The following is a 20783-nucleotide window of genomic DNA, read 5'->3' as shown; positions in this document are numbered from 1 at the left end:
TCAGAACGGCCAAGGGAGAAAACGGCCGTGGATTTCGACTATTCCGACGACCAGAAGTTCCTCAAGGACGAGGCCCGCAAGTTCCTCGGCGGCCGCTGTCCGCCCGCGGTGGTGCGCGGCGTGCTCGACGATCCGGCCAGGAGCTATGACGCGCCCCTGTGGGCCGCCGTGGCCGAGCAGGGCTGGCTGGGCGCGGCGATCCCCGAGGCGCACGGGGGCCTCGGCCTTGGCCGCGTCGAGCTATGCGCCATCGCCGAGGAACTGGGGCGGGCGGTCGCGCCGATCCCCTTCGCCTCCACCGTCTATATCCTGGCCGAGGCGGTGATGGCCCACGGGACAGAGGCCCAGAAGGCCGCCATCCTGCCGCGCGTCGCCGCCGGCGAACTGATCGGCGCCCTGGCGCTCAGCGAAGGTCCGGGCGTGCTGACCCCCTCGGCCCTGTCGGCGCGAGTGGAGGGCGGCAAGCTTTCCGGCGTGAAGATCCCCGTCACCGACGGCGACATCGCCCACGTCGCCATCGTGCTGGCCAATGAGGGCGGCAGGCCCGGCCTGTTCCTCGTCGACCTGACCGGTCCCGGCGTGAAGCGCGAGACGCTGGAGAGCCTGGATCCCACCCGCGGCGTCGCTCGCCTTTCCTTCGACGGCGCGGCGGCCGAGCGTCTGGGCGCGGCGGGCGAGGGGGTCGACCTCGTCCAGGCCATCCTCGACCGCGCCGCCGTGCTCCTGGCCTTCGAACAGCTTGGCGGCGCCGACCGCTGCCTGGAAATGGCCAAGGAATACGCCCTGGGCCGCTACGCCTTCGGCCGGGTGATCGGCGGCTACCAGGCCATCAAGCACAAGCTGGCCGACATGTACGTCAAGAACGAGGTCGCCCGCTCCAACGCCTATTACGGCGCCTGGGCGCTCAACGCCTCCACCCTCCAGGAAAATGGGGCGCCCGAGCTGCCCACGGCCGCCGCCGCCGCCCGCATCGCCGCTTCCGAGGCCTTCTGGTTCGCGGCCAAGGAAAGCGTCCAGGTGCACGGCGGCATGGGCTTCACCTGGGAGGTGGACTGCCACCTCTACTACCGCCGCTCGCGGCAGCTCTCCCTGGTCGCCGGCTCGCCGAGGCTCTGGAAGGAGCGGCTGGTCAGCGAGCTCGAGAAGAAGAACGCGGCTTAAGGGAGATAGCGACCATGGACTTCAACGACTCCCCCGCCGAAGCCGCCTATCGCGAGAAGGCCCGCGCCTGGCTTGTCGAGGCCGCCGCCGCCCACCGCGCCGAGCACGGCGAGCCGAAAGCCAACACCCCCGAGCACATGGCGGCGGCCAAGGCCTGGCAGGCCCGCAAGGCCGCCGCCGGCTACGCCTGCATCACCTGGCCGGCGGCCGTGGGCGGAGGCGGGGGCACGCCGATCGAGTCCGTCATCTTCGGCCAGGAAGAGGGCAAGGCCGGCGTCGCCTACGGCTACTTCACCATCGGCCTGGGCATGTGCGTGCCCACGGTCATGGCCTTCGCCGACACCGATACCAAGAAGCGCTTCGTCTCGCCGGCCGTGAAGGGCGAGGAGATCTGGTGCCAGCTGTTCTCCGAACCGGCCGGCGGCTCCGACGTCGCGGCCCTGCGCACCCGCGCGGTCAAGGACGGCGACGACTGGGTGATCAACGGCCAGAAGGTCTGGACCACCGGCGCCCACTACAGCGATTTCGGGATCCTGCTGACGCGCACCGATCCGGATGTGCCCAAGCACAAGGGCCTGACCATGTTCTGGATCGACATGCGCGATCCGGCCGTCGAGTGCCGGCCGATCCACCAGATGTCGGGCGGGCGCGAGTTCAACGAGGTCTATTTCAGCGACCTGCGCGTCAAGGACAGCCAGCGCCTGGGCGAGGTGGGGCAGGGCTGGCAGGTCGCCCTCGTCACCCTGATGAACGAGCGCCTGGCCGTCGGCGGCGCGGCCGGTCCCAACTACCGCGAGGTGATGGAACTGGCCCGCGCCCTGCCGGGCGAGGACGGCCCGGCCCTCTCCAACGACGCCTTCCGCGAGAAGCTGGCCGACTGGTTCGTGGCCTCGCAGGGGCTGAAGTTCACCCGCTTCCGCACCATGACCGCCCTGTCGCGCGGCCAGACCCCGGGTCCGGAAAGCTCGATCGGCAAGATCATCTCGGCCAACCAGCTGCAGGACCTGGCCAACACCGCCGTCGAGATGCAGGGCGAGTACGGTATCCTCACCGGCCCCGAAGCCGTCGCAGGCGCCGCCTTCCAGCAAAGCCTGATGTGGGCGCCGGGCCTGCGCATCGCCGGCGGCACCGACGAGATCCTCAAGAACATCATCGCCGAACGGGTCCTTGGCCTGCCGGGCGACGTGCGCGTGGACAAGGACGTGGCGTTCAAGGATATGCCGACCGGAAGATAGGCCAAGGCAGGGGCGGGAATGGCGGGCAGCGACGGACGTTCGGTGGTTCCCGCCCGGCTGCCCGACGACTTCCTGGGCCGCCTGGTCGTCGATTGCCCCGCGTGCGGCGGGTATGCGGCCATCCTGCCGCGCGACCCGTCCGACGTGCGGGCGTCCGCCGCGCGCCGGATGGTCTGCCGCGACTGCGGGGCGACGCGCGACAAGCCGCAGACCCCAAGCGGCGCGCCGATCGACCCGTTCATGGGCCTGGCGCCCCGCTTCCGCGCGGTGACACGTCACGGCGATCTGGTCGCCTGGAACGAGGACCACCTCGGCTACCTCGAGACCTATCTGTCGGGCCGCATCAGGGTGGAGCAGCGGCCCGCCGATCCTGCCGGCCCGCGCAACCAGACCATAGTTTCGCGGCTGCCGGCCTGGGCCAAGTCGGCGAAGAATCGGGACGAGATCCTGCGCGCCGTGGAGCGCGTCAGGCGCGAGCGCGGCTAAGCTAGAAACCGTGAAAATACACGGACTTCGCTGGGTTATCCCGCGAAAACCCCTTCCATTTCAGGCACGTCAAACAAGAGTTGATGAACGTCGGTCGCCGAGCTTGACAGTCTTGCTCCGGGCGGCTCATGAACGACTCTCCGATCATGGTTAACGGCGTGCTGGAGGGGGAGCGATGCACGAGGCCGGCGATGCTGTTGCGCTCCTCCGCCGGCTGAGGCGCGCGGGCGTCCAACTCCTCGAAAACAGGCGCCAGTTGATCCGCCGCGTTCCCTTGGGCGCGGTGGCGGCTGTCGCCGTGCTGCCGCTGTTCGGCTGCGACTTCTCCGCGCCGCAGCTCTTCGCCAAGCGGGCCACGGCCTGTCCGCGTCCGCAGGTGGCGCAAGGAAGCTCGGGCCAGTTCAACCAGCAGCAGATCGAGATCCGCAACCTGCGCCAGGGCGGCTTTCGCGGCGACTTCTTCGCCCAGCTGGAGCTGGCCCGCCGCTACGAGGGTCAGAGGGCCAGCGACAAGAACCTCGACGATCCGGTCGAGGCGGCGGCCTGGTACGCCATGGCGCTCTCCAACCCGTCCGGCTACGCGCCGATCGCCGCCTATGAACCGCGCGGCAAGCCGGGCAAGGCGCTGTCGCGCTTCGACGACTGCCGCGCCTACGAGCGCCACGCCGCCTATGGCGCGCTCGACCGCCAGCTGTCGCGGATGTCGACGCAGGAGCGCGAGCGGGTCAGGAACCGGGTGATCTACATCCTGTCGACGCAGGGGGCCGACGGCTACCGCACCCTGGCGCGGATGCACGACGGCTATTTCGGGCCCTATGGCGAGCCGTCCGACAACCTGCAGGCCGTCGAGGCCTATGGCGACCGCCGCCACGTCGGCGCGCCGGCCGCGCTGGATCTCTTCCGCCGCAACGATATCGACGCCTATCTCTACAACTACCTGGCGGTGCAGACCGGCGACGTCTCGGCCTATGTGATGCTCAAGGACTTCGAGCGCTCCTCGCCGCAGCGGGCCTCGTACGGCACGTTCGTCGAGACCAAGGCCAAGCGCTGGATCCCGCCCTACGAGTTCTATCCGCCGGAGTCGCCGGACTCCGGCGTGCCCCATTCCGACGAGAGCGATCCGGCCGGCGAGGCCAAGGAGGCGGCGCTGGCCCGCCTGCACGAGCTGCCGTTCGTGCATGTGGGCGAGGCGCTGTCGTACCTGCGGATCATTCCCGCGCCGCTGCTCGACGAGCGGCTCCTTAGCCTGAATGACGCCCAGACCTTCCAGGCCTCGATCGGCCGCCCGATCACGGGCCGGCTGACGCCGATCGAGAAGGTGAGGGCGGTGCAGTATGCGGCCGTCAACGGCTCGTCCAAGGCCCAGCTGGTGCTGGCGGTGATGTATTCCGAGGGCGTGGGCGTGCCGCGCGACTACGCCCGCGCCTACCACTGGTACGAGGAGGCCGAGCGCCAGGGCTCGCCCGAGGCCAAGTACGCCATGTCGACCTTCTTCTCGCTGGGCCTGCAGGGCGTTGCCGACCAGGATCGCGCCAAGGCCGTGGTCTACCAGCTGGACGCGGCGCTGGCCGGCTTCAAGCCTTCGGCCTGGCGGCTGCAGCAACTGCTGGCCCAGGTCTCGCGCCCGCCGCGCGGCCCCGGCGAGCGGCCCCAGCCCTATGCGGCGCGCGCCTATGTGGCCCCGGCCAGCGCGGGTCCGGTGGACGCCGTGCCCGTCAATGCTGAAAGGGACTATCGATGAAGCGCCTTGCCCTCTTCGCGGCGGGCCTTGTCGCCCTGGGCCTGGCGGGGACGGCCCCGCAGGTCGCCCTGGCCTCGCCCGACGCCCGCATCGACCAGCAAATCCGCCCCTGCTTTGGACTGCTGCTGGAGCCCAATCTGTCGAAGGGCTGCGGCGCGCGCCGGCCGGTCAAGCGCAAGCCGCCGCGCCGGCCCTATTATCCCGGCGGCGGCTACGCGCCCTACCGCACGGTGGTCGATTGCGACGTCGCCTATCCGGGCGAGGTGAACGACGTGCTGGCCCGGCTCTATGACGGCGACACCCTGACCCTGGTCTCGCGCAACGGCGGCGCCTGCGTGGAATCGCTCAGCGTCACCCGCTCGGTGGTGATCACCGCCCGCGACTACAGCCCTTCGCGCACCCGGCCCATCCTGCTGGCCCCGGCCGACCAGCCCTGCATCCGCATCGCTCCGGGCGTGGCCTTCGTGGTGCTGGAGAACCTGGGCCTTGAGGCCTCGCGCGGCGGAACGGCCTCGTGCATCGTCGGCCGCGCCACCGAGCTGGCCCTCAAGGGCGTGGTGGTCCGCTACGACGGCGAAGGCTCGGCCATGGACGTCGCCGACAGCCGGGTCGAGATGATCCAGGCCGCCTTCGTGGGCCGCACCCGCGCCCCGGTGGTCAAGCTGTCGGGCAGCCTGCAGGCCCAGGACGTCGACGTGGCCGCCACCGCCATCGGCATGGCCGTCGAGACCAGCCGCGACAGCCGCCTGCGCGACATCCGCGTGGTTCGCCTGGGCGACTGGAGCGGCTCCTCGCGCACCCGTAATTCGGCCGGCTTCGTGCTGACCGGCGTCAATCGCGACCAGTTGGTCCAGATCGACGGCCTGTCGACCGACGGCTTCTCGCGCGGGATCTACATCAGCGGCGGCGAGACCACCCTGCAGCGTCCCGTGGTGCGCGACAGCGACTGGGCGGTGGTTCTGGAGGGCGCCGACCTGCGCGTGCTGGACGGCCGGCTGGAGGCCGCCGACGTCGGCATCTACGCCGCATCGGGCGTGGTCTATGCGTCCGACAACGCCATCGCCGGGGTGATGCGGGCGGGCCTGTTCGCCGACAGCGGCGCCCAGATCCGCGCTCGCGACAATCGCGTCTTTGCTCGTCCGGGCGGCTGCGAGGCCCTGGTCACCGGCTATTTCGACGGCGCCCTGACCTGCCGTCCGTGGTTCGAGGCGCCGGAACTGCTGCGCACGCCCCGCGACCGGGCTCGCGCCGACTATGACAGCTACTGGCCGGCCGGCGCGGTGGCGGTGCTGACCGGCCCGCCGTCGAGCGCCCTGGCCGGTGGTCCCGCCGATCCGTACGAGGCATCGGCCGCAGCCGGCGGTCCGGTCGGTGCGCCAGTTGGTTCGCAAGGAGGTCCGCGATGATCCGCCTGTTCGCTTCCGGCGTCCTCGCCGTGGCCCTGCTCGCCGGCGCCGCTCAGGCCCAGCCCGCCGGTCCGGGCAAGCGTCCCGGTCCGCCCGGCCGCGTCCCCTGCGGCGCACCGCTGACCGGCCAGGCGCCCGACGTCATGACCTATGACCGCGCCACGGGAACGCAGGTGTTCGTCAGCGGCCAGGGCGGAACCGAGGTTTCGGCCTTCAACCAGCGCACTGGCTCGTCAGCGGGGCTGCGCGGCGACCTGTCCAGGCCCGGCGTGACGGAAGCCTGCGCGTCCGACGCCCTGACCGGCGACGGCTATGCGGTCACCTCGCGCGGGCCGGGGGACATCGCCGTGGTCGGCCGCGACGGCCAGACCGGCGAGCGTTGGGCCATCAAGCGCTCGGACGGCACGACCGAATACTGGGATCCGCGCGGCGAGCATCGCTGCTTCCGCGGCAGCCTGGGCATATTCCCCGGCGCGCGCGGATGCTGAGCCGCCTGGCGCTCCTGGGCCTCGCGGCCGCTGTCCTGACGGCCTGCAGCACCCCGCACGGCCACCGTCCACCCCCGCCGCCGCACCCCTCGCAGGTCACGCCGCCCCCACCGCCGATCGAAGCGATCCGGCCGAGGGTCTAGGGGACCGTGATCGACACGTTGGTCGGCGTCGCAAGCACGCCCTGGATCGTGCATGGCAGGCCGGAGTAGCCGATGCCGAACGACTGGGGAGGGATCGTCAGGGTGTTGGTGGCGTCGTTCCACTGGGCCTGGACGGTGTCACTACATTTGCTGAAGACTGTCACGAGCGTGAAGTTGGCGATGTCGAGCCCGGTGGCCACGCCGCCGGAGGAGGCGGTGACGTTCACCGACCAGGCCGGGGTGAAGGTCGGGACGATCGCGCTGCACGGGAAGCCCGGCGGGCTCAGCGCGCCGGACGGGAAGGTCATGGTCGGGCCGGTGATCGAGGCGTTCAGGGTCAGGGTGCAGGTGTAGGGGGGCGAGCCGTCGGTCGTGAAGGTGATCGTGCCGCTCAGCGGCGACGGAGAGCCAATGGGCGAGAAGGTGGCCGCGCTCGCGGCCGAAGCCCCGCCCAGCGCCAAGGCGCCTATCGTCAGGGCGCAAAGGATCCTGTGCATTCGAAACCTCCCAATGGGTGCATTCGTGAAAGTTGCAACCTCTATGATTACAACTTTCATCAATGTGAATTGGGAGTCCAGGGGAAAGTCTCCGCCGATCGCGAGGATCGGCGGAGTGCGCAGTATCACTCGCCCTTCAGCTTGCGATCGAAGAAGTCCAGGTGCGTCTTCAGGACGTGCAGCCCCTTGGAGCGGCTGCGGATGACGCTGTGGCGCTCGCCCGGATACAGCATGGTCTCGAAGGCGATCCCCTTCTTCTGCAGCGCCGCCAGGACACGGGTGCTGTTCTCGAAGATCACGTTGTCGTCGGCCATGCCGTGGATCAGCATCAGGCTGCCGGGCTTGAGCTTGTCCATCCGGTTGAGGAAGTCCGAGGCCGCGTAGCCGGCCTTGTTCTCGTCGGGCTTGCCCATGAACTGCTCGGTGTAGTGGGTGTCGTAGAGACCCCACTCCGTAGGCGGCGCGCCCGAGACGCCGGCCTTGAAGGGCGTGCCCTCGGCGGTCAGCATCATCAGCGTCATGAACCCGCCGTACGACCAGCCCATCACGCCCAGGCGATCGGGATCGACATAGGGCAGGGTCTTCAGGAAGGCCGCGCCGACGAACTGGTCCTCGACCTCGACCGTGCCCATGCGGCGGTCCAGCGCCGTCTTGAACGCCGTCGAGCGGTTGGACGAGCCGCGGTTGTCGAGCTTGAACACCACGTAGCCGGCGTTGGCGAAGGCCTCGTCGCTGACGTTCCAGCTCTTCGTCACGCGCTGGGCGTGCGGGCCGCCATAGACCGAGACGATCACCGGATACTTCTTGGCCGCGTCGAAGTTCGCCGGCTTCAGCAGCGAGTAGTGCAGGGCCTGGCCGTCGGCGGCCTTCAGCACGCCGAACTCCGGAACCAGGTGGTCGCCGGCGTAGGGCGCGTAGGGGTGGGCGGCGTCGAGCCTGTTCTCCTCGATCCAGCGCACGCGCTTGCCGGCCGGATCATAGAGCGCCGTCTGCGGCGGGGTCTTCGGGTCCGAATAGGAGCCGACGAAGGCGCCGGTCGCGGCGACCTTGGTGGTCCACCAGCCGCCCGCCGGGGTCATGGCCTTGGGCGCGCCGGGCTTGGTGTAGGACACCGAATAGAGCCGGCGCTCGATCGGCGTGTCGATCGAGGCGCTGAAGAACACCAGGCCGCGCTTTTCGTCGACCTCGTCCACAGCCTCGACCTTGTCGACCGGCCAGTCGCCCTTGGTCACCTGGGCGAGGAGCTTGCCGTCGGCGGCATAGTGGTAGAGGTGCTTGTTGCCCGACTTCTCCGACGACCACAGGAAGCTGCCGTCCTTCAGCGGGCGGAAATCGTCGTGCAGTTCCACCCAGTGCGGGTCGGTCTCGGTCAGGATCGTTCTACCCTGGCCGCTGGCCGGGCTGAAGGCGATCAGGTCGAGGGTCTTCTGGTCGCGGCTCTGGCGCTGGACGTAGAGCGTCTTGCCGTCCTTCGACCAGGCGACGCGCGCCAGGTAGACGTCCTTGTCGGCGCCCAGGTCGATCTGCACCACCTTGCCCGAGGCCAGGTCCTTGACGAACAGGTCGACGATGGCGTTCGGGCGGCCGGCGCGGGGATAGCGCTGGTCGATCACGGTGGCGCCCGACGGGCCGATGTCGGCGCGCGGCACGATGTCGACGCCGCTCTCGTCGACGCGGGTGTAGGCGATGCGGCTCTCGTCCGGCGACCACCAGTAGCCGGTGTCGCGGTCCATCTCCTCCTGGGCGATGAACTCGGCCACGCCGAACGACAGGGCGCCCTTGCCCTCGGCGGTCACGGCCGTCTCCTCGCCGCCGGACAGCGGACGCACATAGAGGTTCTGGTCGCGGACATAGGAGACGAACCTGCCCTTGGGCGAGACCTTGGCGTCGACCTCGTCGCCCGGGGTCTGCGTCAGGCGGGTCACCTTGCCGTCGGCGACGCTGTCCACATAGAGGTCGCCGTCCAGCGGCACGAGCACGAAGCGGCCCTCGCTGTCCCAGCTGTATTCGACGACGCCGCGGGCCAGCACCCGGGCGCGCTCGCGACGGGCGAGCTCGGCTTCCGACAGCGCCTTGTCGCCCGACGACAGGGCGTTGGCGTCGATCAGCCGATAGGGCTCGCCGCCCTTCACGTCGACCGCCCACAGGTCCTGCACGTTGGCCGCCTCGGGCTTGGCCTTCAGGTAGGTCACCCGCTTGCCGTCCGGCGACAGGGCCACGCCCTTGGCGGTCGGACCGTTGATGTCCGGATCGGAGAACAGGCGCTCGGGGGTGAGTTTTTCGGCCATCACGGGAGAGGCCAGGGCGAGACAGGCCGAAAGGGCCATGAGCGAGGGACGGATCATGGCGCGGACGCTAGAGGGTGACAGGCAAAAGTGTAAGGGGGCAGCGACGCTCAAGGCGCCGCTTTCTTCCACGCAGGTCCCTCCGGCCCCGGGCATTTCGCACCATCGACGACCGCTCGCCTTCGGGGAACTAGGCCCAGTCGCATCCATGGGTTGATGGCGACGCGCTATGGACCGATGATGCCGCCTTGGGATGGAGGGGCGGTGATGGCGCAGGCGCCGGACGAACTATTCACGGCGCCGCCGCTGTCCAAGGCGTCCGAGCCAGAGCCGCCGTCCCCGCAAACGCCGCCGGTCGAGGAGCCCTTCGACCCCATCGAGCCGGCGCAGGGCAAGTCGATCCAGCTGGGCTCGTTGCTGGCCTGGCGGTCGCAGGACGGAACGCCTTATGTCGCCAGCAGCGTCGTCGCCGCGCTCCTCATCGCGCTGGACATTCAGGCCGGCCGTTCGAGCGCCGACGCCTCGTCCAGCGCGGGCGGCGTCATCGACGCCCAGGCCCTTCTGGTGGCGATCCAAGTCCTCGGGCGACGGTCGCGGTTCAGCCGCTGGTCGACCCACTTCCAGAACGCCGTCCTGCGGCAGGACGTGGTGCCGGCCGACATGGACGCGCCCGCGCTCAACGGCATAGTCGAGCGGGCCCAGGCCCATGGCGGAGAGCCCGTCGACGGGATCCTCCAGTGGGACGCGGTCGAGGTTCTGGCCGAGGCGTCCAGGCTACGCCGGGCGACGAACGCCACGGAGAGCGAGATCGGCGTCCGCCACATCACGGCCGCCTATTTCCTGACCCAGGCCGGCCATGCCGCGCTGAGGGCGCAGGGGTTTCTGGAGCAGTACGGCGAGCTTCGCGGCCGCATGGCCGCGGCCATGTCGGAGATCCTGGCGGACTATCTCGGTGACGATATCAAGTCCTGGGAGCCGTTCATCGAGCAGATCGCCAAGGCCCCGCCGAAGGTCCGGTTGAAGGCGACTGAGGTCAGGCCCGACTACTCCTCCGACACGGTGGACCTTTCGGGCGGCGATCCGCTCGACGCCGCGCGCGACGCCCGGGCCCTGGCCGACGTGATCCTGCTGAAGGCGGCCCGGCCGCCCTTGGCGCTGGGCGTCTTCGGGCCCTGGGGCTCAGGCAAGTCCACCCTGGTGCGCCGCCTGCAGTCCGAGATCCGCCAGCAGCTCGAAGCCGAGCGCGCCCAGCCCTCCGGGGCGGGCGAGCTCGGCCGGGTGCGCAACGCCATCCAGATCGAGTTCAGCGCTTGGTCCTTCGCCGACAGCGAGAACCTGTGGGCCGCCCTGACGGCGGAGGTCTTCGACCAGCTCGCCGCCGGCGGCATAGACGGCTGGCGCGGCAAGCCGCGCGCCGACTTGGTGGGCAGCATCGCCGCCCGGCTCTCGCACGAGGCGGCTACGCTCAACACCAGCTCGGCCAAGGCGGCCGAGCACGAAAAGGCGGTGGAGCGGCTGCAGGCGAGCCTCGACGAGGCCAGGAAGCAGAAGGCGAAGGCCGGGCAGAAGGCGCTCGTCGGGGTGCTCGGCGATCTTCTCGCCGCAGCCGGGACCAAGGCCAAGGACGATAAGGAGAAGGACGAGCCCGAGAAGGAGCCGCTGCAGCGGCTGCAGCAGGCGCTTCTCGACGCTCCCGACGGCGACGGGGTCAAGGGAGAGGCCGGAACGCTGAAGGCGCTGGGCGTCGTCTGGCGGGAGCGACTGAAGCTGACCTGGCGTTCGGCCGGCGTCTTCATGCAGGGGGGCTTCTACGCAACCGTCGTCGTCTTCGTCGTTCTGTCGGCGGTCGTGATCTTCACCCAGGCTTCGTTTGGTCCTGTCCTTGTCGCATGGCTGGTCAGCATCGCGGGCTCGATCTTCCTGGCCGCGCCCTATCTGGCCGCTAGCTTCAGGCTCCTGTCGCAGTATTTGGCCCAGCGCGCCAAGCTGAGCCAGGAGGCGGCGAAGGCCGAGGGCGAGGCCACGGCGGCGCTCGCCCTGGTCCAGGGCGAACTGGCCCAGGCGCGGTCGAAAGCCGACGCCAGCCGGGCCTTCGTCGACACCTTCCGTCACGAGGCCAATGCGCCGGCCGCGCCCGGCCTGATGCTCAAGTACCTGCTGAGCGAGTCCGAGGACTTGGCGCTGGTGCGCAAGCAGATCGGGATGATCAACAGCGTCAGGCGCTGCTTCGAGCAGCTGGCCGCCGTGATCCGCGAGATGAGGGCGTCGAGCGACCCCGACGCGGTCGATCGCATCGTCATCTATATCGACGACCTCGACCGCTGCAGCGCCAAGCAGGTGGTGGCCATACTCGAAGCCATCCACCTGCTGCTGGCCTTCGACTGCTTCGTTGTGGTCGTGGCTGTCGATCCCAAGTGGCTGGCCCAGTCGCTGAGCGACCAGCACCAGCAGTTCGTCAACGGCCAGGCGGTGGCCTCCAGCCGGGCCACGCCGGAAGACTATCTGGAAAAGATCTTCCAACTGGCCCTGCATGTGCGCCCGCTGGCCGAGCGCGATCCTTCGGCCGCGTCACGTTACGGCGCCTACAAGCGGTTCGCCGCCTCCCTGCTGGAGCCCGATCGCGCCCAGCAGGCCGAGACCCCTGCCGCCGCGCCTCCGCCGGCGCCCGTCGACGCCCCGCCGGTTGGGAGGATCGACCTGCGCAAGGGTTTCACGATCGCCTCGCCCGATCGCCCCAAGGATTTCGACGCCGTGCGCCTGGAGCGGGTCAGCCTTGGGCAGGACGAGACCCAGCTGCTGCTGGACCTGGGCGTCCTGGCGGCCAAGTCGCCCCGAGCGGTAAAGCGGATGGTCAATGTCTACCGGCTGATCCGCATCAGCCACGCCGATCGGCTCGAAGACTTCTTGAAGAAGACTGGCGGCGAAGGGCCGTCCTACTGGGCCGTCCTGCTGGCCCTGGCCTACGAGATCGGTCTGCCGGCAACCTTGATGGTGCAACTGAGTACGGTCGGTCACGCCGCGTCAGACGACAACTGGCAAGCCTTGCTCGACGCTCTGGACGCATCCGCCGACGAAGATCCGGTGTTGAAACTGCCGGTGGTCTGTCGCGAGCTGTTCAAGAACCTGCAGGCGGCGGGTCTGGACGGCGCCTTCGCTGAGGCCTGGAAGGTCGTTCTCAATCACCTCGGGCGCCCGCCGCAGCGCGAAGAACTCCTCGACGCCCTGGCGGTCGTCTCGCGCTATTCCTTCAGGTCCCTGAACGCCTAGCCTCGCGTCAGGCGGGGAACCGCCGCGCCAGCCAGTCGAGGATCGCCGCGTTCACCGCCTCCGGCTTTTCCTGCTGGGTCCAGTGGCCGCTGCCCTCGATCAGCACCTTCTCCAGGTCGCCGATCTGGTCGCCCATGCGGTCGGCCAGCGACGGCGGCAGCACCACGTCGTGCTCGGCCATGATCATCAGGCAGGGAACGCCGTCGATGCGGCGGGGCAGGGGCTCGGACCGTTCCCAGTTGCGGGTGAAGTTGCGGTACCAGTTGATCGGCCCGGTGAAGCCGCCTTTTTCGAACGCCTCCACATAGACGGCCCGTTCCTCGTCGCTGAGGAACTGCTTGTCGTCGTTCGCCGGATCGTAGTGTGCCAGCGCCAGCTGCAGGGCCAGCGAGCGCCGCTCGGCCGGGCGCGAAGAGAAGCCGACGACGCTGTCGCCGGGCAGGCGCATGAAGAAGCGCATGGTCTTGTCGACGTCCTGGGCGAACAGGGCGTCGGCCTCCCCGGGCGTCTGGAAGTGCACGATGTACATGTCCGGCCCGTAGGCGGCCTTGAACATCTCGATGGGATCGATCGGCAGGCGCGGCACGAACGGCGTGTTCAGCCCGATGATCCCGGCCACGCGGCCTGGATGCAGCAGCGGCATGGCCCAGACGACGATGCCGCCCCAGTCGTGGCCGCAGAAGATCGCCTTTTCGACGCCCAGGTGGTCGAGCAGGCCGACCAGGTCGCCTGTCAGGTGCTCCATGTCGTAGTCGGTGACGGCGGCGGGCTTGTCCGTCAGGCCGTAGCCGCGCTGGTCGGGGGCGATTACCCAATGGCCGGCCTGGGCAAGGGCTGCGACCTGATGTCGCCACGACCAGGCCAGTTCGGGAAAGCCATGGGAGAAGACGATGGGAACGCCCTGGCGCGGTCCAGCCTCGTAATAGGCCATCCGCAAGCCGTTGATGTCGGCGAACTGCGGCTGCGGCCAGGTCTGCGCGGCGGCCATCGGCGTCTCCCTCGGTATGTTATCAGTGGTCAGATTGCGGGGCCGTGATCGACCGGGCAAGCGATAAAGGGTTCCCGTCGGGGCGTAGGGGAGTAGAAGGCGCCCATGACTTCCGTCGCTACAGCTTCTCCCTCCGCCACGCCCTGGCGGCTCGTCCTGCTTTTGGGGGCGCTGACGGCCTTCGCCCCGATGTCGATCGACATGTATCTGTCCAGCTTCCCGGCCATCGGCCAGACGCTGAAGGCAGGCCCCGAAGAGGTGCAGCTGACCCTGGCGACCTTCTTCGCCGGCATGGCCATCGGCCAGTTCCTCTACGGACCGGCGTCCGACCGCCTGGGCCGCCGCGCGCCGATCCTGCTGGGCGTCGTCATCTACACGATCGCCTCGCTGACCTGCGCCCTGGCGCCGAACATCGAGGTGCTGCTGGGCGCCCGCTTCGTCCAGGCCCTGGGCGGCTGCGCCGGGGCGGTGGTGGCCCGGGCGGTGGTGCGCGACCGCTTCGACCACGCCGAGACCGCGCGGGTGCTGTCGCTGATGACCCTGATCATGGGCCTGGCGCCCGTGCTCGCGCCGCAGCTGGGCGGGCTGATCTTCGCCCTGGCCGGCTGGCGGGCTGTGTTCGGGGTGATGGCGCTGTTCGGCCTGGCCATCGGCCTGTGGGTGCTGCTGGGCCTCAAGGAGTCGCGCTCCGAGGAGACCGCCGCCCAGGCCCGGGCCGAGAACCCGCTGCGCGCCTTCGGCCTGCTGCTGCGCAAGAAGCGCCTGGTGGGCTACGGCATCGCCGGCGCACTGAACGGCTCGGTGCTGTTCACCTACATCTCGACCTCGCCGGACCTCGTGATGGGGACCTACGGCCACTCGCCGCTGGTGTTCAACATCGTCTTCGCGGCGAACGCCGTGGGCATCATCGGCGCCAGCCAGGTCAACCGCCTGCTGCTGCGACGCTTCAAGCCCGACGAGGTGCTGACCCGCGCCAGCCTGATCTCGACCGCCCTGGCGCTGGTCCTGACCTTCTTCGCCTGGACCGGGCTGGGCGGCGAATGGACCGTTTTGCCGCTGCTGTTCCTGGCCCTGTCGACCTACGGCCTGATGTCGGGCAACACCATGGCCGGCGCCCTCAGCGTCGACCCGCGCCGGGCGGGCTCGATCTCGGCCCTGATGGGCGGCGTCTCGTTCGGGGCCGGCGCCGTGGCCGCCTGGGCCGCCGGCCTGCTGCACGACGGCACGCCGCGCCCGATCGCGGCGGTGATGTTCGCCTGCCTCGTCGGCTCGGGCCTGGCGATCTTCCTGCTGGCGGTCCCGCGGAAGAGCGCGGCTTCGGCCTAGAGAACGAACCGCCAAATCCTGTCGTCATCCCGGAAAACGCGCAGCGTTTATCCGGGACCCAGGAGGACGGGGCTCCGCGCCTGGGTTCACCGCCCGGCGACGGCCGGCGCATCGTCGGCGGCCCCAGGGGCCCGGCTCTCCGGTCCGCTTCGCGAACCTCCGGCCGGGATGACGGCGAGGGGGCTAAGGCCCCGTCGGCCGCAGGCCGAACCACCCGCCGTCGGCGTCGAACAGCACGTCGAACCCGCGCAGGGCGTGGCGGCCGGTGTTCACGAACGCCGTCGGCATCGGTGAATTGACCAGAACCTGGGTGGGGGCGATCGCATCGCCCTGGCCGGTCGTGAAGGCCAGGGTCGTGGCCGGCTGGGTCGGCACGGTAATGGTCACCGTCTGGCCCGCCTCCAGCACCTTGGACTGGGCCTTGTCGTTGTTGTTGGTCTGCGTCCGGGTCTTCAGCGCGGCCGGATCGGCGACGCCCAGATACATGGTCGGTATGCCGGTATCGATCAGCAGCGCGCCGGCCTGGGCGGGCAGGCCGCCGGCGGCCACCTGCATCGGCACCTGCGGCCAGTCCAGCGGCCCGTGCGGCCCCTGCGCCCCCAGCTTCACGAACCGGAAGCCGCCGCTGTTGGCCGGGGTCAGCCCCACATGCACGCCGTCGCGCGTCACCACATAGCCCCGGCGATAGGTCGCCGGCGCGATCGGCCGGCCGTCGATGGCCGCCAGATTCAGCAGCGGGTTCTTTTCCGGCGTGCCCTGGGTCTGGCCGTTGCCCTCGCGGCCGAAGCCGACGCCCATATACGCGATGCCCTTGGGCATGCTGATCGTGGCCTTGGGCGCCGCGCAGGTTCCCGGCGAGGTCTTCACGTCATAGCCGGGGCAGTTCAGTTCGGTGTCGACCACCAGGACCGGAACCTGGGCTCGCGCCAGCTCGGCGCTGTCGCCGTCGAGGAACGTGACTGTCGTGGGGATCCAGTGGCCCACCCACAGCCGCTTGCTGCTGCTCAGGAACTCCCAGCCGCGCGGATAGGCCTTGGCCTTGTCGGCCGACCAGCCGGGCAGGGCGGCCGCCGAGATCACCACCCCGGTCGAGCCGGTGTCCATCACCACCGGCGGCGGAGTGTAGGCGCCCAGCGGCCCGTCCAGACGCAAGGCGACGGTCGGCGGTCCCTCGAACGGCTGCTGTCCGGCAGGCCACGGCGTGAAGGGGATGAACCGTCCCTGGTCATAGGGTTTCAGGTCGGGTCCGGCCTGGGAGCAGGCCTGGGTGGCCAGCGTCGCGGAGGCCAGCAAGGCCGCCGCGCCGCACTGAAGGATCCGAACCGGTCGCATGAAGCCTGTCCTCCGTGGGTGGAGTTCACGTCAATTCATGCAACTTAGAATGCGCCCATCGCGCCTTTGCAAGCGTGGCTAGGCCTGATCGGCGACCTTGCCGGCGCTCCAGGCCAGGGCCAGCCAGCCGGCCAGGAAGGTGACGCCGCCGATCGGGGTGATCGCGCCCAGAATGCGCGGGCCGCCGAAGGCCATGGCGTAGAGCGTGCCCGAGAACACCAGCGTCCCCAGCAGGAAGAGCCCGGCGGCGAGACCCGCCGAGCGACCCGTGGCGCGGGCCACGGCGAAGGCGGCGAACACCGCCAGGGCGTGGGTCATCTCGTACAGCGCGCCGGTCTTCAGCAGCTCGGCGGGCCGCGCTTCGTGCAAGCCGTGAGCGGCGAAAGCCCCGACCGCCACCGAGACGAAGCCGCTGAGCGCGGCCAGGCGAAGATAAAGCTTCGGGGTCCAGATCTTCGCCATGGGCCTAGCGGTGCTTCTCGTGCTCGGCCACTTCGCCCGGCTTGATGTCGATGACGTTCGGCGCGGCGGCGTTGTATTGCTCGGTCTTGTGCAGGTCGATGACCACGCTGCGGTGGCCTTCCCAGATCATGTGCAGGGCGACGTAGAGCACGATGGCCAGGCCCACGAAGCCGATCCAGCGGTGCTTGTGCAGCAGCTTGGCGATGGCGTTGGCGGCCAGGCCCATCAGGGCGATCGACAGCAGCAGGCCGAAGACCAGGATGCCCGGGTGCTCGCGGGCCGCGCCGGCCACGGCCAGCACGTTGTCCAGCGACATCGAGACGTCGGCGATCAGCACCTGCAGGAAGGCGCTCTTGAAGCTCTTGGCCGGCTTGGCGCGCGGCTCGGTGGTCGGGTCGCTGTCGAGCACGGCGGCGGCGTCGGCCTCGTCGCCATGGGCCTGGTCGCGCAGCTCGCGCCACATCTTCCAGCACACCCACAGCAGCAGCAGGCCACCGGCCAGCAGCAGGCCCACCACGCCCAGCAGCCAGGTGGTGATCAGCGCGAAACCGATGCGCAGCACCACGGCCGCGCCCAGCCCGTAGAGGATGACCTTCTTGCGGTCCTTCACCGGCAGGCCGCCCGCCGCCAGGCCCACGGCCACGGCGTTGTCGCCGGCCAGGACGAGGTCGATCATCAGGACCTGGAGGAAGGCGGCGGCGGGGCCGTCGGGCGTGAAGAGCGTTTCGAGCATGCGGTCTCAATGAGGCAGGCGGCGCGCCCTGGCAAGGGCCGGAGAGAGGACCGGAAACGAAAGCGGCGCGCCCTGCTGGAGGACGCGCCGCTGACGGTGTCGAAGAGGCCCGATTCTAGTGGACCGGCTCGGGCTCGCGATGGGTTTGGGCCGGCGTTTCCGGCGCCGGCTCCACATGCGCCGTCTCGCTGACGTGCTGCACCTGGGGACTGTCGTAGGCGGGAGCGGGGAAGGGCTCGTGCTCGGCCGCCTGAGCGGCGGCTTCCTCGGCCTTGGCCTCCTGGTGATGGTTGAACATCGCCGTGGCGGCGGCGCCCGCGATCGCGCCGCCGGCGGCGGCCACCATCGGGTTCACATAGGCCACGTCCTGGGCCTTGGGCGTGTCGAACTCCGGCTCGTTGCGGCCGTAGTCGTGCAGGGTGCGGAACTTGCGGCGGCGCTCGGCCCGTTCCTTGGCCTTGGCGGCGTTGCGCGAGATGGCCACCAGGATGATCAGGGCCAGCAGCACCAGGCCCGCGCCCAGCAGCGACTTGCCCGGAACCTTGCCCACGCCCGGCACCTCGTACTGCGCATCAAGGAAGGCCGGCAGCTTGAAGCCGGCGGCGGCTTGCTTGGCCTTTTCCGGAACCGCGGCGACCTGCTTGCTGATCGCGCCCAGCGAGAACGGCTGGGCGGGCTTTGCGCCGTCCAGCGAAGCGCCGAACGAGGTGGTCAGCTGGCCCGTGGCGTCTTCGGTCGGCTTGACCTGCCAGGCGAAGGTGGTCGGCTCGCCCGGCTTGACGGTAGCGGTCTGGCGGCCGTTGGGGGTGATCTCGTAGCCCTGGCCCTCCAGGTCGGCATAGGCGCTGACCTTCTTGGCCGGCTTGCCGATGCCGAGCTTTGCGGCCTGCTGCTTGATCATGTCGCCCAGCGTGGCCGGCAGCGACAGGGTCACCTGGCCTTCCTTGCCGGTCTTCAGGCTCTCGGCCGTGGCCAGCACCGCCCCGCTGGTGGCGGCGGGGGCGACGGCGGCCTGCAGCTTCTCGACCTTGGGCGACAGCTTGGCGGCGGCGGGCGCGGCCGAGGCGGCGGGAGCCGCGATCGCCGGAGTCGGGGCCTTGGCCACGACGGCGGGCTTGGCGGGCGGGGCGACCGGCTTAAGGGCCGGGGCCTGGGCGACCGTCTTGGGCGCAGGCGCGACAGGCGCGGCCTTCACCGGCGCCGGCCTGGCCGCGACGACGGCGGGCCTGGGCGCGGGCTTGGCGGCCGGCTTGACGACCACGGGCGCGGGACGCGCGGCGGCGACCTGCGTCGGACGAGCATGGTGCGGCCTGGCGTGCGGACGGGCCGCAGGCCTTGCCTCGCGCGGATTGGCTCGCGGATTGGCGATCGGCCGCATGGCGGTGACCAGCGTGCCGTCGGCCCGGCGCCAGGTCTTCAGCCGCGAATCATCGGACGACGAGACGGCGACGGGCTTGGGCTGGGCGATCGGCCCGCCCAGCAGGCCGTCGGCCGGCGGAGCCTCGGCGGCGGGCGCCGCGCCAGCCAGGTCGGCGCGGTCGGCCGGCGGCGGCGCGGCCTCGGCCGGCTGGCTCAAGGTCGGCTGGGTGTCAGCCGGTTCCTTGGCGCTGCAGCCCGCCAGGGCCAGTACGAAAACGGCGGACGAGGCCAGGGCCGCCGTCCGGAACTTCGTCTGCAACATCGGGTCCCCCGATCCCATGCTTCAAATCCTCCGCGAGCAAGGCTCGCGGAGATACTGGTCCGCGAGGAAAACACGTCGTTGCGACGAAATCAAAACGGTTAATCGGGATTCACGAACCGATTTCCCCCGTGACGCGAACTCGCGCCGTTTCATAGAGCGCGATCGCCGCCGCGGCGGACACATTCAGGCTCTCGAAGCCGCCGGGCATGGGGATTTTACCCATCGCGTCGCAGTGCTCGGCGACCAGCCGGCGCACGCCTTCGCCTTCCGAACCCAGCACCAGCACGGTGGGGCCGCCGTCCAGCACCTCTTCCAGGCTCTGTTCGGCCTCGCCGGCCAGGGCCACGGCCCGCCAGCCCAGCTCCGCCAGTTCCTCCAGGGCCCGCGATAGATTGACCACGCGCGCGTAGGGCACCTTGTCGACCGCGCCGACGGCGGTCTTGGCCAGCACGCCGGAAAGGGCGGGGGCATGGCGGTCCTGCAGCACGGCGCCCCTGACCCCGAAGGCGGCGGCCGAGCGGAAGATGGCGCCCACGTTCTGCGGGTCGGTGATCTGGTCGAGCATGACGATCACGCCCTTGGCGGGGGTTCCCAGCTCCGCCAGCGACAGCGGCTCGGGCTCGGCCACCTTCATGGCGATTCCCTGGTGCACCGCGCCCTGGGGCAGAAGCCGGGCGATGTCGCCAGGCTCGAGAATCTGCAGGGCGGGGTGGCGCTGCAGATTCGGCGCGAGTCGCTTGGCCCGGTCCGGGGTGACCAAAAGGCGCTTCGCGGGGGGTCTGGCAGGGTTCGAAAGGGCCGATTCCACGGCGTGATTCCCCCAGATCCACTCCTTTTCGTCGCCTGCAGGCTTGGAAAAGGTCTTGTTTTTCTGAGGCTTGGAGCGAATTTCACGTTCTGGCGCTTTTGGCCTTCTACGGTCGTTGCGTTCAGAATGAGAGGACACTATAAGACGCGCTCCGATTTGGGGGCCACGAGGTTCCGCGAGCCGGTCCGGCGGTGCTTAAGCACAGTCCGTTCCTGCTCAAAGAGCTTTTGTTCCTCGATCCACAACGGCCTGTTTGACACGGCCGCCAAGATCGAAGATATGGCCGCCTCTTCCGGTAGTTCACATCGCGCCGTGGGGGAATGTCCCGAGCGGCAAAGGGGGCGGACTGTAAATCCGCTGCGAAAGCTTCGAAGGTTCGAGTCCTTCTTCCCCCACCACGCGCGATGAACCCCGGAAGAAGGGCTTGAGCCCCCGAACCAAGAGACGGGAGCCGATCGCGACCCCGCTGCCAGTTATTAGCCAGGCCCAGTCCTGGCTATAAGAGGGCGGGTATAGCACAATGGTAGTGCAGCAGCCTTCCAAGCTGAGGATGCGGGTTCGATTCCCGCTACCCGCTCCAGCTCCCCCAAGACGATACCCGTAAAAACAATCCGCCGGCGCGAAGGTAGAGACGATGGCCAAGGAAAAGTTCGAACGTAATAAGCCGCACTGCAACATCGGCACCATCGGTCACGTTGACCATGGCAAGACGACGCTGACGGCCGCGATCACGATCACGCTGGC

General features: G+C 69.6%; 17 protein-coding genes and 2 tRNA genes. 11 read left to right on the top strand and 8 right to left on the bottom strand.

The window, feature by feature from the left end:
• Window positions 1-27 precede the first annotated feature (27 nt).
• The 6 genes from DDF67_RS15135 to DDF67_RS15110 all read left to right on the top strand — a co-directional run bounded on the left by DDF67_RS15135 (window position 28) and on the right by DDF67_RS15110 (window position 6517).
• Complete coding sequence (locus tag DDF67_RS15135) at window positions 28-1161, top strand: acyl-CoA dehydrogenase family protein (RefSeq protein WP_109101698.1); 1134 nt, start codon at window positions 28-30, stop codon at window positions 1159-1161.
• Between the two features lie 14 nt (window positions 1162-1175).
• Window positions 1176-2396: an acyl-CoA dehydrogenase family protein gene (locus DDF67_RS15130; protein WP_109101697.1), complete on the top strand. Its 1221-nt coding sequence runs from the start codon at window positions 1176-1178 to the stop codon at window positions 2394-2396.
• Between the two features lie 18 nt (window positions 2397-2414).
• Window positions 2415-2882, top strand: coding sequence for a hypothetical protein (locus DDF67_RS15125; RefSeq protein WP_109101696.1), 468 nt, complete (start codon window positions 2415-2417; stop codon window positions 2880-2882).
• Between the two features lie 175 nt (window positions 2883-3057).
• A complete protein-coding gene (locus tag DDF67_RS15120; protein WP_109101695.1) occupies window positions 3058-4623 on the top strand; it encodes a tetratricopeptide repeat protein in 1566 nt (521 codons plus the stop codon).
• A complete protein-coding gene (locus DDF67_RS15115; protein WP_109101694.1) occupies window positions 4620-6029 on the top strand; it encodes a hypothetical protein in 1410 nt (469 codons plus the stop codon). Before DDF67_RS15120 ends, DDF67_RS15115 begins: the two co-directional genes overlap by 4 nt.
• Window positions 6026-6517: a hypothetical protein gene (locus DDF67_RS15110; RefSeq protein WP_109101693.1), complete on the top strand. Its 492-nt coding sequence runs from the start codon at window positions 6026-6028 to the stop codon at window positions 6515-6517. Before DDF67_RS15115 ends, DDF67_RS15110 begins: the two co-directional genes overlap by 4 nt.
• A 139-nt stretch (window positions 6518-6656) precedes the next feature.
• On the opposite strand, the gene DDF67_RS15105 is transcribed toward DDF67_RS15110, so the two are convergent.
• Both DDF67_RS15105 and DDF67_RS15100 read right to left on the bottom strand, forming a co-directional pair.
• Complete coding sequence (locus DDF67_RS15105; protein WP_109101692.1) at window positions 6657-7157, bottom strand: hypothetical protein; 501 nt, start codon at window positions 7155-7157, stop codon at window positions 6657-6659.
• Window positions 7158-7282: 125 nt separating this feature from the next.
• Window positions 7283-9502 carry a S9 family peptidase gene (locus DDF67_RS15100; protein ID WP_109101691.1) on the bottom strand — a complete coding sequence of 740 codons (2220 nt, stop codon included), beginning with the start codon at window positions 9500-9502 and terminating at the stop codon, window positions 7283-7285.
• A 207-nt stretch (window positions 9503-9709) separates the two neighbouring features.
• Between DDF67_RS15100 and DDF67_RS15095 the strand changes: the two genes are divergently transcribed.
• Window positions 9710-12709 carry a P-loop NTPase fold protein gene (locus tag DDF67_RS15095; RefSeq protein WP_158278060.1) on the top strand — a complete coding sequence of 1000 codons (3000 nt, stop codon included), beginning with the start codon at window positions 9710-9712 and terminating at the stop codon, window positions 12707-12709.
• A gap of 7 nt (window positions 12710-12716) precedes the next feature.
• On the opposite strand, the gene DDF67_RS15090 is transcribed toward DDF67_RS15095, so the two are convergent.
• Window positions 12717-13697: an alpha/beta fold hydrolase gene (locus DDF67_RS15090; RefSeq protein WP_109101689.1), complete on the bottom strand. Its 981-nt coding sequence runs from the start codon at window positions 13695-13697 to the stop codon at window positions 12717-12719.
• Window positions 13698-13802: 105 nt separating this feature from the next.
• On the opposite strand from DDF67_RS15090, the gene DDF67_RS15085 reads away from it, so the two are divergent.
• Window positions 13803-15023, top strand: a complete 1221-nt coding sequence (locus tag DDF67_RS15085) for a multidrug effflux MFS transporter (protein WP_109101688.1) — start codon at window positions 13803-13805, stop codon at window positions 15021-15023.
• A 183-nt stretch (window positions 15024-15206) separates the two neighbouring features.
• Here the strand turns inward: DDF67_RS15085 and DDF67_RS15080 are convergent, their stop codons facing one another.
• The 5 genes from DDF67_RS15080 to rlmB all read right to left on the bottom strand — a co-directional run bounded on the left by DDF67_RS15080 (window position 15207) and on the right by rlmB (window position 20177).
• Window positions 15207-16355, bottom strand: coding sequence for a hypothetical protein (locus DDF67_RS15080; RefSeq protein WP_109101687.1), 1149 nt, complete (start codon window positions 16353-16355; stop codon window positions 15207-15209).
• A gap of 78 nt (window positions 16356-16433) precedes the next feature.
• Window positions 16434-16817: a DUF423 domain-containing protein gene (locus tag DDF67_RS15075; protein WP_109101686.1), complete on the bottom strand. Its 384-nt coding sequence runs from the start codon at window positions 16815-16817 to the stop codon at window positions 16434-16436.
• 4 nt (window positions 16818-16821) lie between these two features.
• Complete coding sequence (locus DDF67_RS15070; protein ID WP_109101685.1) at window positions 16822-17550, bottom strand: TerC family protein; 729 nt, start codon at window positions 17548-17550, stop codon at window positions 16822-16824.
• 115 nt (window positions 17551-17665) lie between these two features.
• Window positions 17666-19231, bottom strand: a complete 1566-nt coding sequence (stpX, locus tag DDF67_RS15065; protein ID WP_109101684.1) for a stalk-specific protein StpX — start codon at window positions 19229-19231, stop codon at window positions 17666-17668.
• Between the two features lie 109 nt (window positions 19232-19340).
• The gene (rlmB, locus tag DDF67_RS15060) at window positions 19341-20177 is read right to left on the bottom strand and encodes a 23S rRNA (guanosine(2251)-2'-O)-methyltransferase RlmB (protein ID WP_109101683.1); all 837 of its coding nucleotides are present in this window, start codon (window positions 20175-20177) and stop codon (window positions 19341-19343) included.
• A gap of 176 nt (window positions 20178-20353) precedes the next feature.
• Here rlmB and DDF67_RS15055 point away from each other — a divergent pair.
• The 3 genes from DDF67_RS15055 to DDF67_RS15045 form a co-directional block, all read left to right on the top strand.
• Window positions 20354-20437: transfer RNA gene (locus tag DDF67_RS15055), tRNA-Tyr, on the top strand.
• Window positions 20438-20545: 108 nt separating this feature from the next.
• A tRNA-Gly gene (locus DDF67_RS15050) sits at window positions 20546-20619 on the top strand.
• A 54-nt stretch (window positions 20620-20673) separates the two neighbouring features.
• A partial coding sequence (locus tag DDF67_RS15045) for a GTP-binding protein (protein WP_133149236.1) occupies window positions 20674-20783 on the top strand: 110 nt, incomplete at its 3' end.

Source organism: Caulobacter endophyticus (genome assembly GCF_003116815.1).
GTDB lineage: Bacteria > Pseudomonadota > Alphaproteobacteria > Caulobacterales > Caulobacteraceae > Caulobacter > Caulobacter endophyticus.
This window is presented reverse-complemented; position numbering and strand designations above follow the sequence as displayed.

Bases quoted from the DNA above. Each gene is read 5' to 3' on its own strand.
- DDF67_RS15130 (WP_109101697.1), top strand. From the start codon at position 1,176: ATGGACTTCAACGACTCCCCCGCCGAAGCCGCCTATCGCGAGAAGGCC.
- DDF67_RS15125 (WP_109101696.1), top strand. From the start codon at position 2,415: ATGGCGGGCAGCGACGGACGTTCGGTGGTTCCCGCCCGGCTGCCCGAC.
- DDF67_RS15120 (WP_109101695.1), top strand. From the start codon at position 3,058: ATGCACGAGGCCGGCGATGCTGTTGCGCTCCTCCGCCGGCTGAGGCGC.
- DDF67_RS15115 (WP_109101694.1), top strand. From the start codon at position 4,620: ATGAAGCGCCTTGCCCTCTTCGCGGCGGGCCTTGTCGCCCTGGGCCTG.
- DDF67_RS15110 (WP_109101693.1), top strand. From the start codon at position 6,026: ATGATCCGCCTGTTCGCTTCCGGCGTCCTCGCCGTGGCCCTGCTCGCC.
- DDF67_RS15105 (WP_109101692.1), bottom strand. From the start codon at position 7,157: ATGCACAGGATCCTTTGCGCCCTGACGATAGGCGCCTTGGCGCTGGGC.
- DDF67_RS15100 (WP_109101691.1), bottom strand. From the start codon at position 9,502: ATGATCCGTCCCTCGCTCATGGCCCTTTCGGCCTGTCTCGCCCTGGCC.
- DDF67_RS15095 (WP_158278060.1), top strand. From the start codon at position 9,710: ATGGCGCAGGCGCCGGACGAACTATTCACGGCGCCGCCGCTGTCCAAG.
- DDF67_RS15090 (WP_109101689.1), bottom strand. From the start codon at position 13,697: ATGGCCGCCGCGCAGACCTGGCCGCAGCCGCAGTTCGCCGACATCAAC.
- DDF67_RS15085 (WP_109101688.1), top strand. From the start codon at position 13,803: ATGACTTCCGTCGCTACAGCTTCTCCCTCCGCCACGCCCTGGCGGCTC.
- DDF67_RS15080 (WP_109101687.1), bottom strand. From the start codon at position 16,355: ATGCGACCGGTTCGGATCCTTCAGTGCGGCGCGGCGGCCTTGCTGGCC.
- DDF67_RS15075 (WP_109101686.1), bottom strand. From the start codon at position 16,817: ATGGCGAAGATCTGGACCCCGAAGCTTTATCTTCGCCTGGCCGCGCTC.
- DDF67_RS15070 (WP_109101685.1), bottom strand. From the start codon at position 17,550: ATGCTCGAAACGCTCTTCACGCCCGACGGCCCCGCCGCCGCCTTCCTC.
- stpX (WP_109101684.1), bottom strand. From the start codon at position 19,231: ATGTTGCAGACGAAGTTCCGGACGGCGGCCCTGGCCTCGTCCGCCGTT.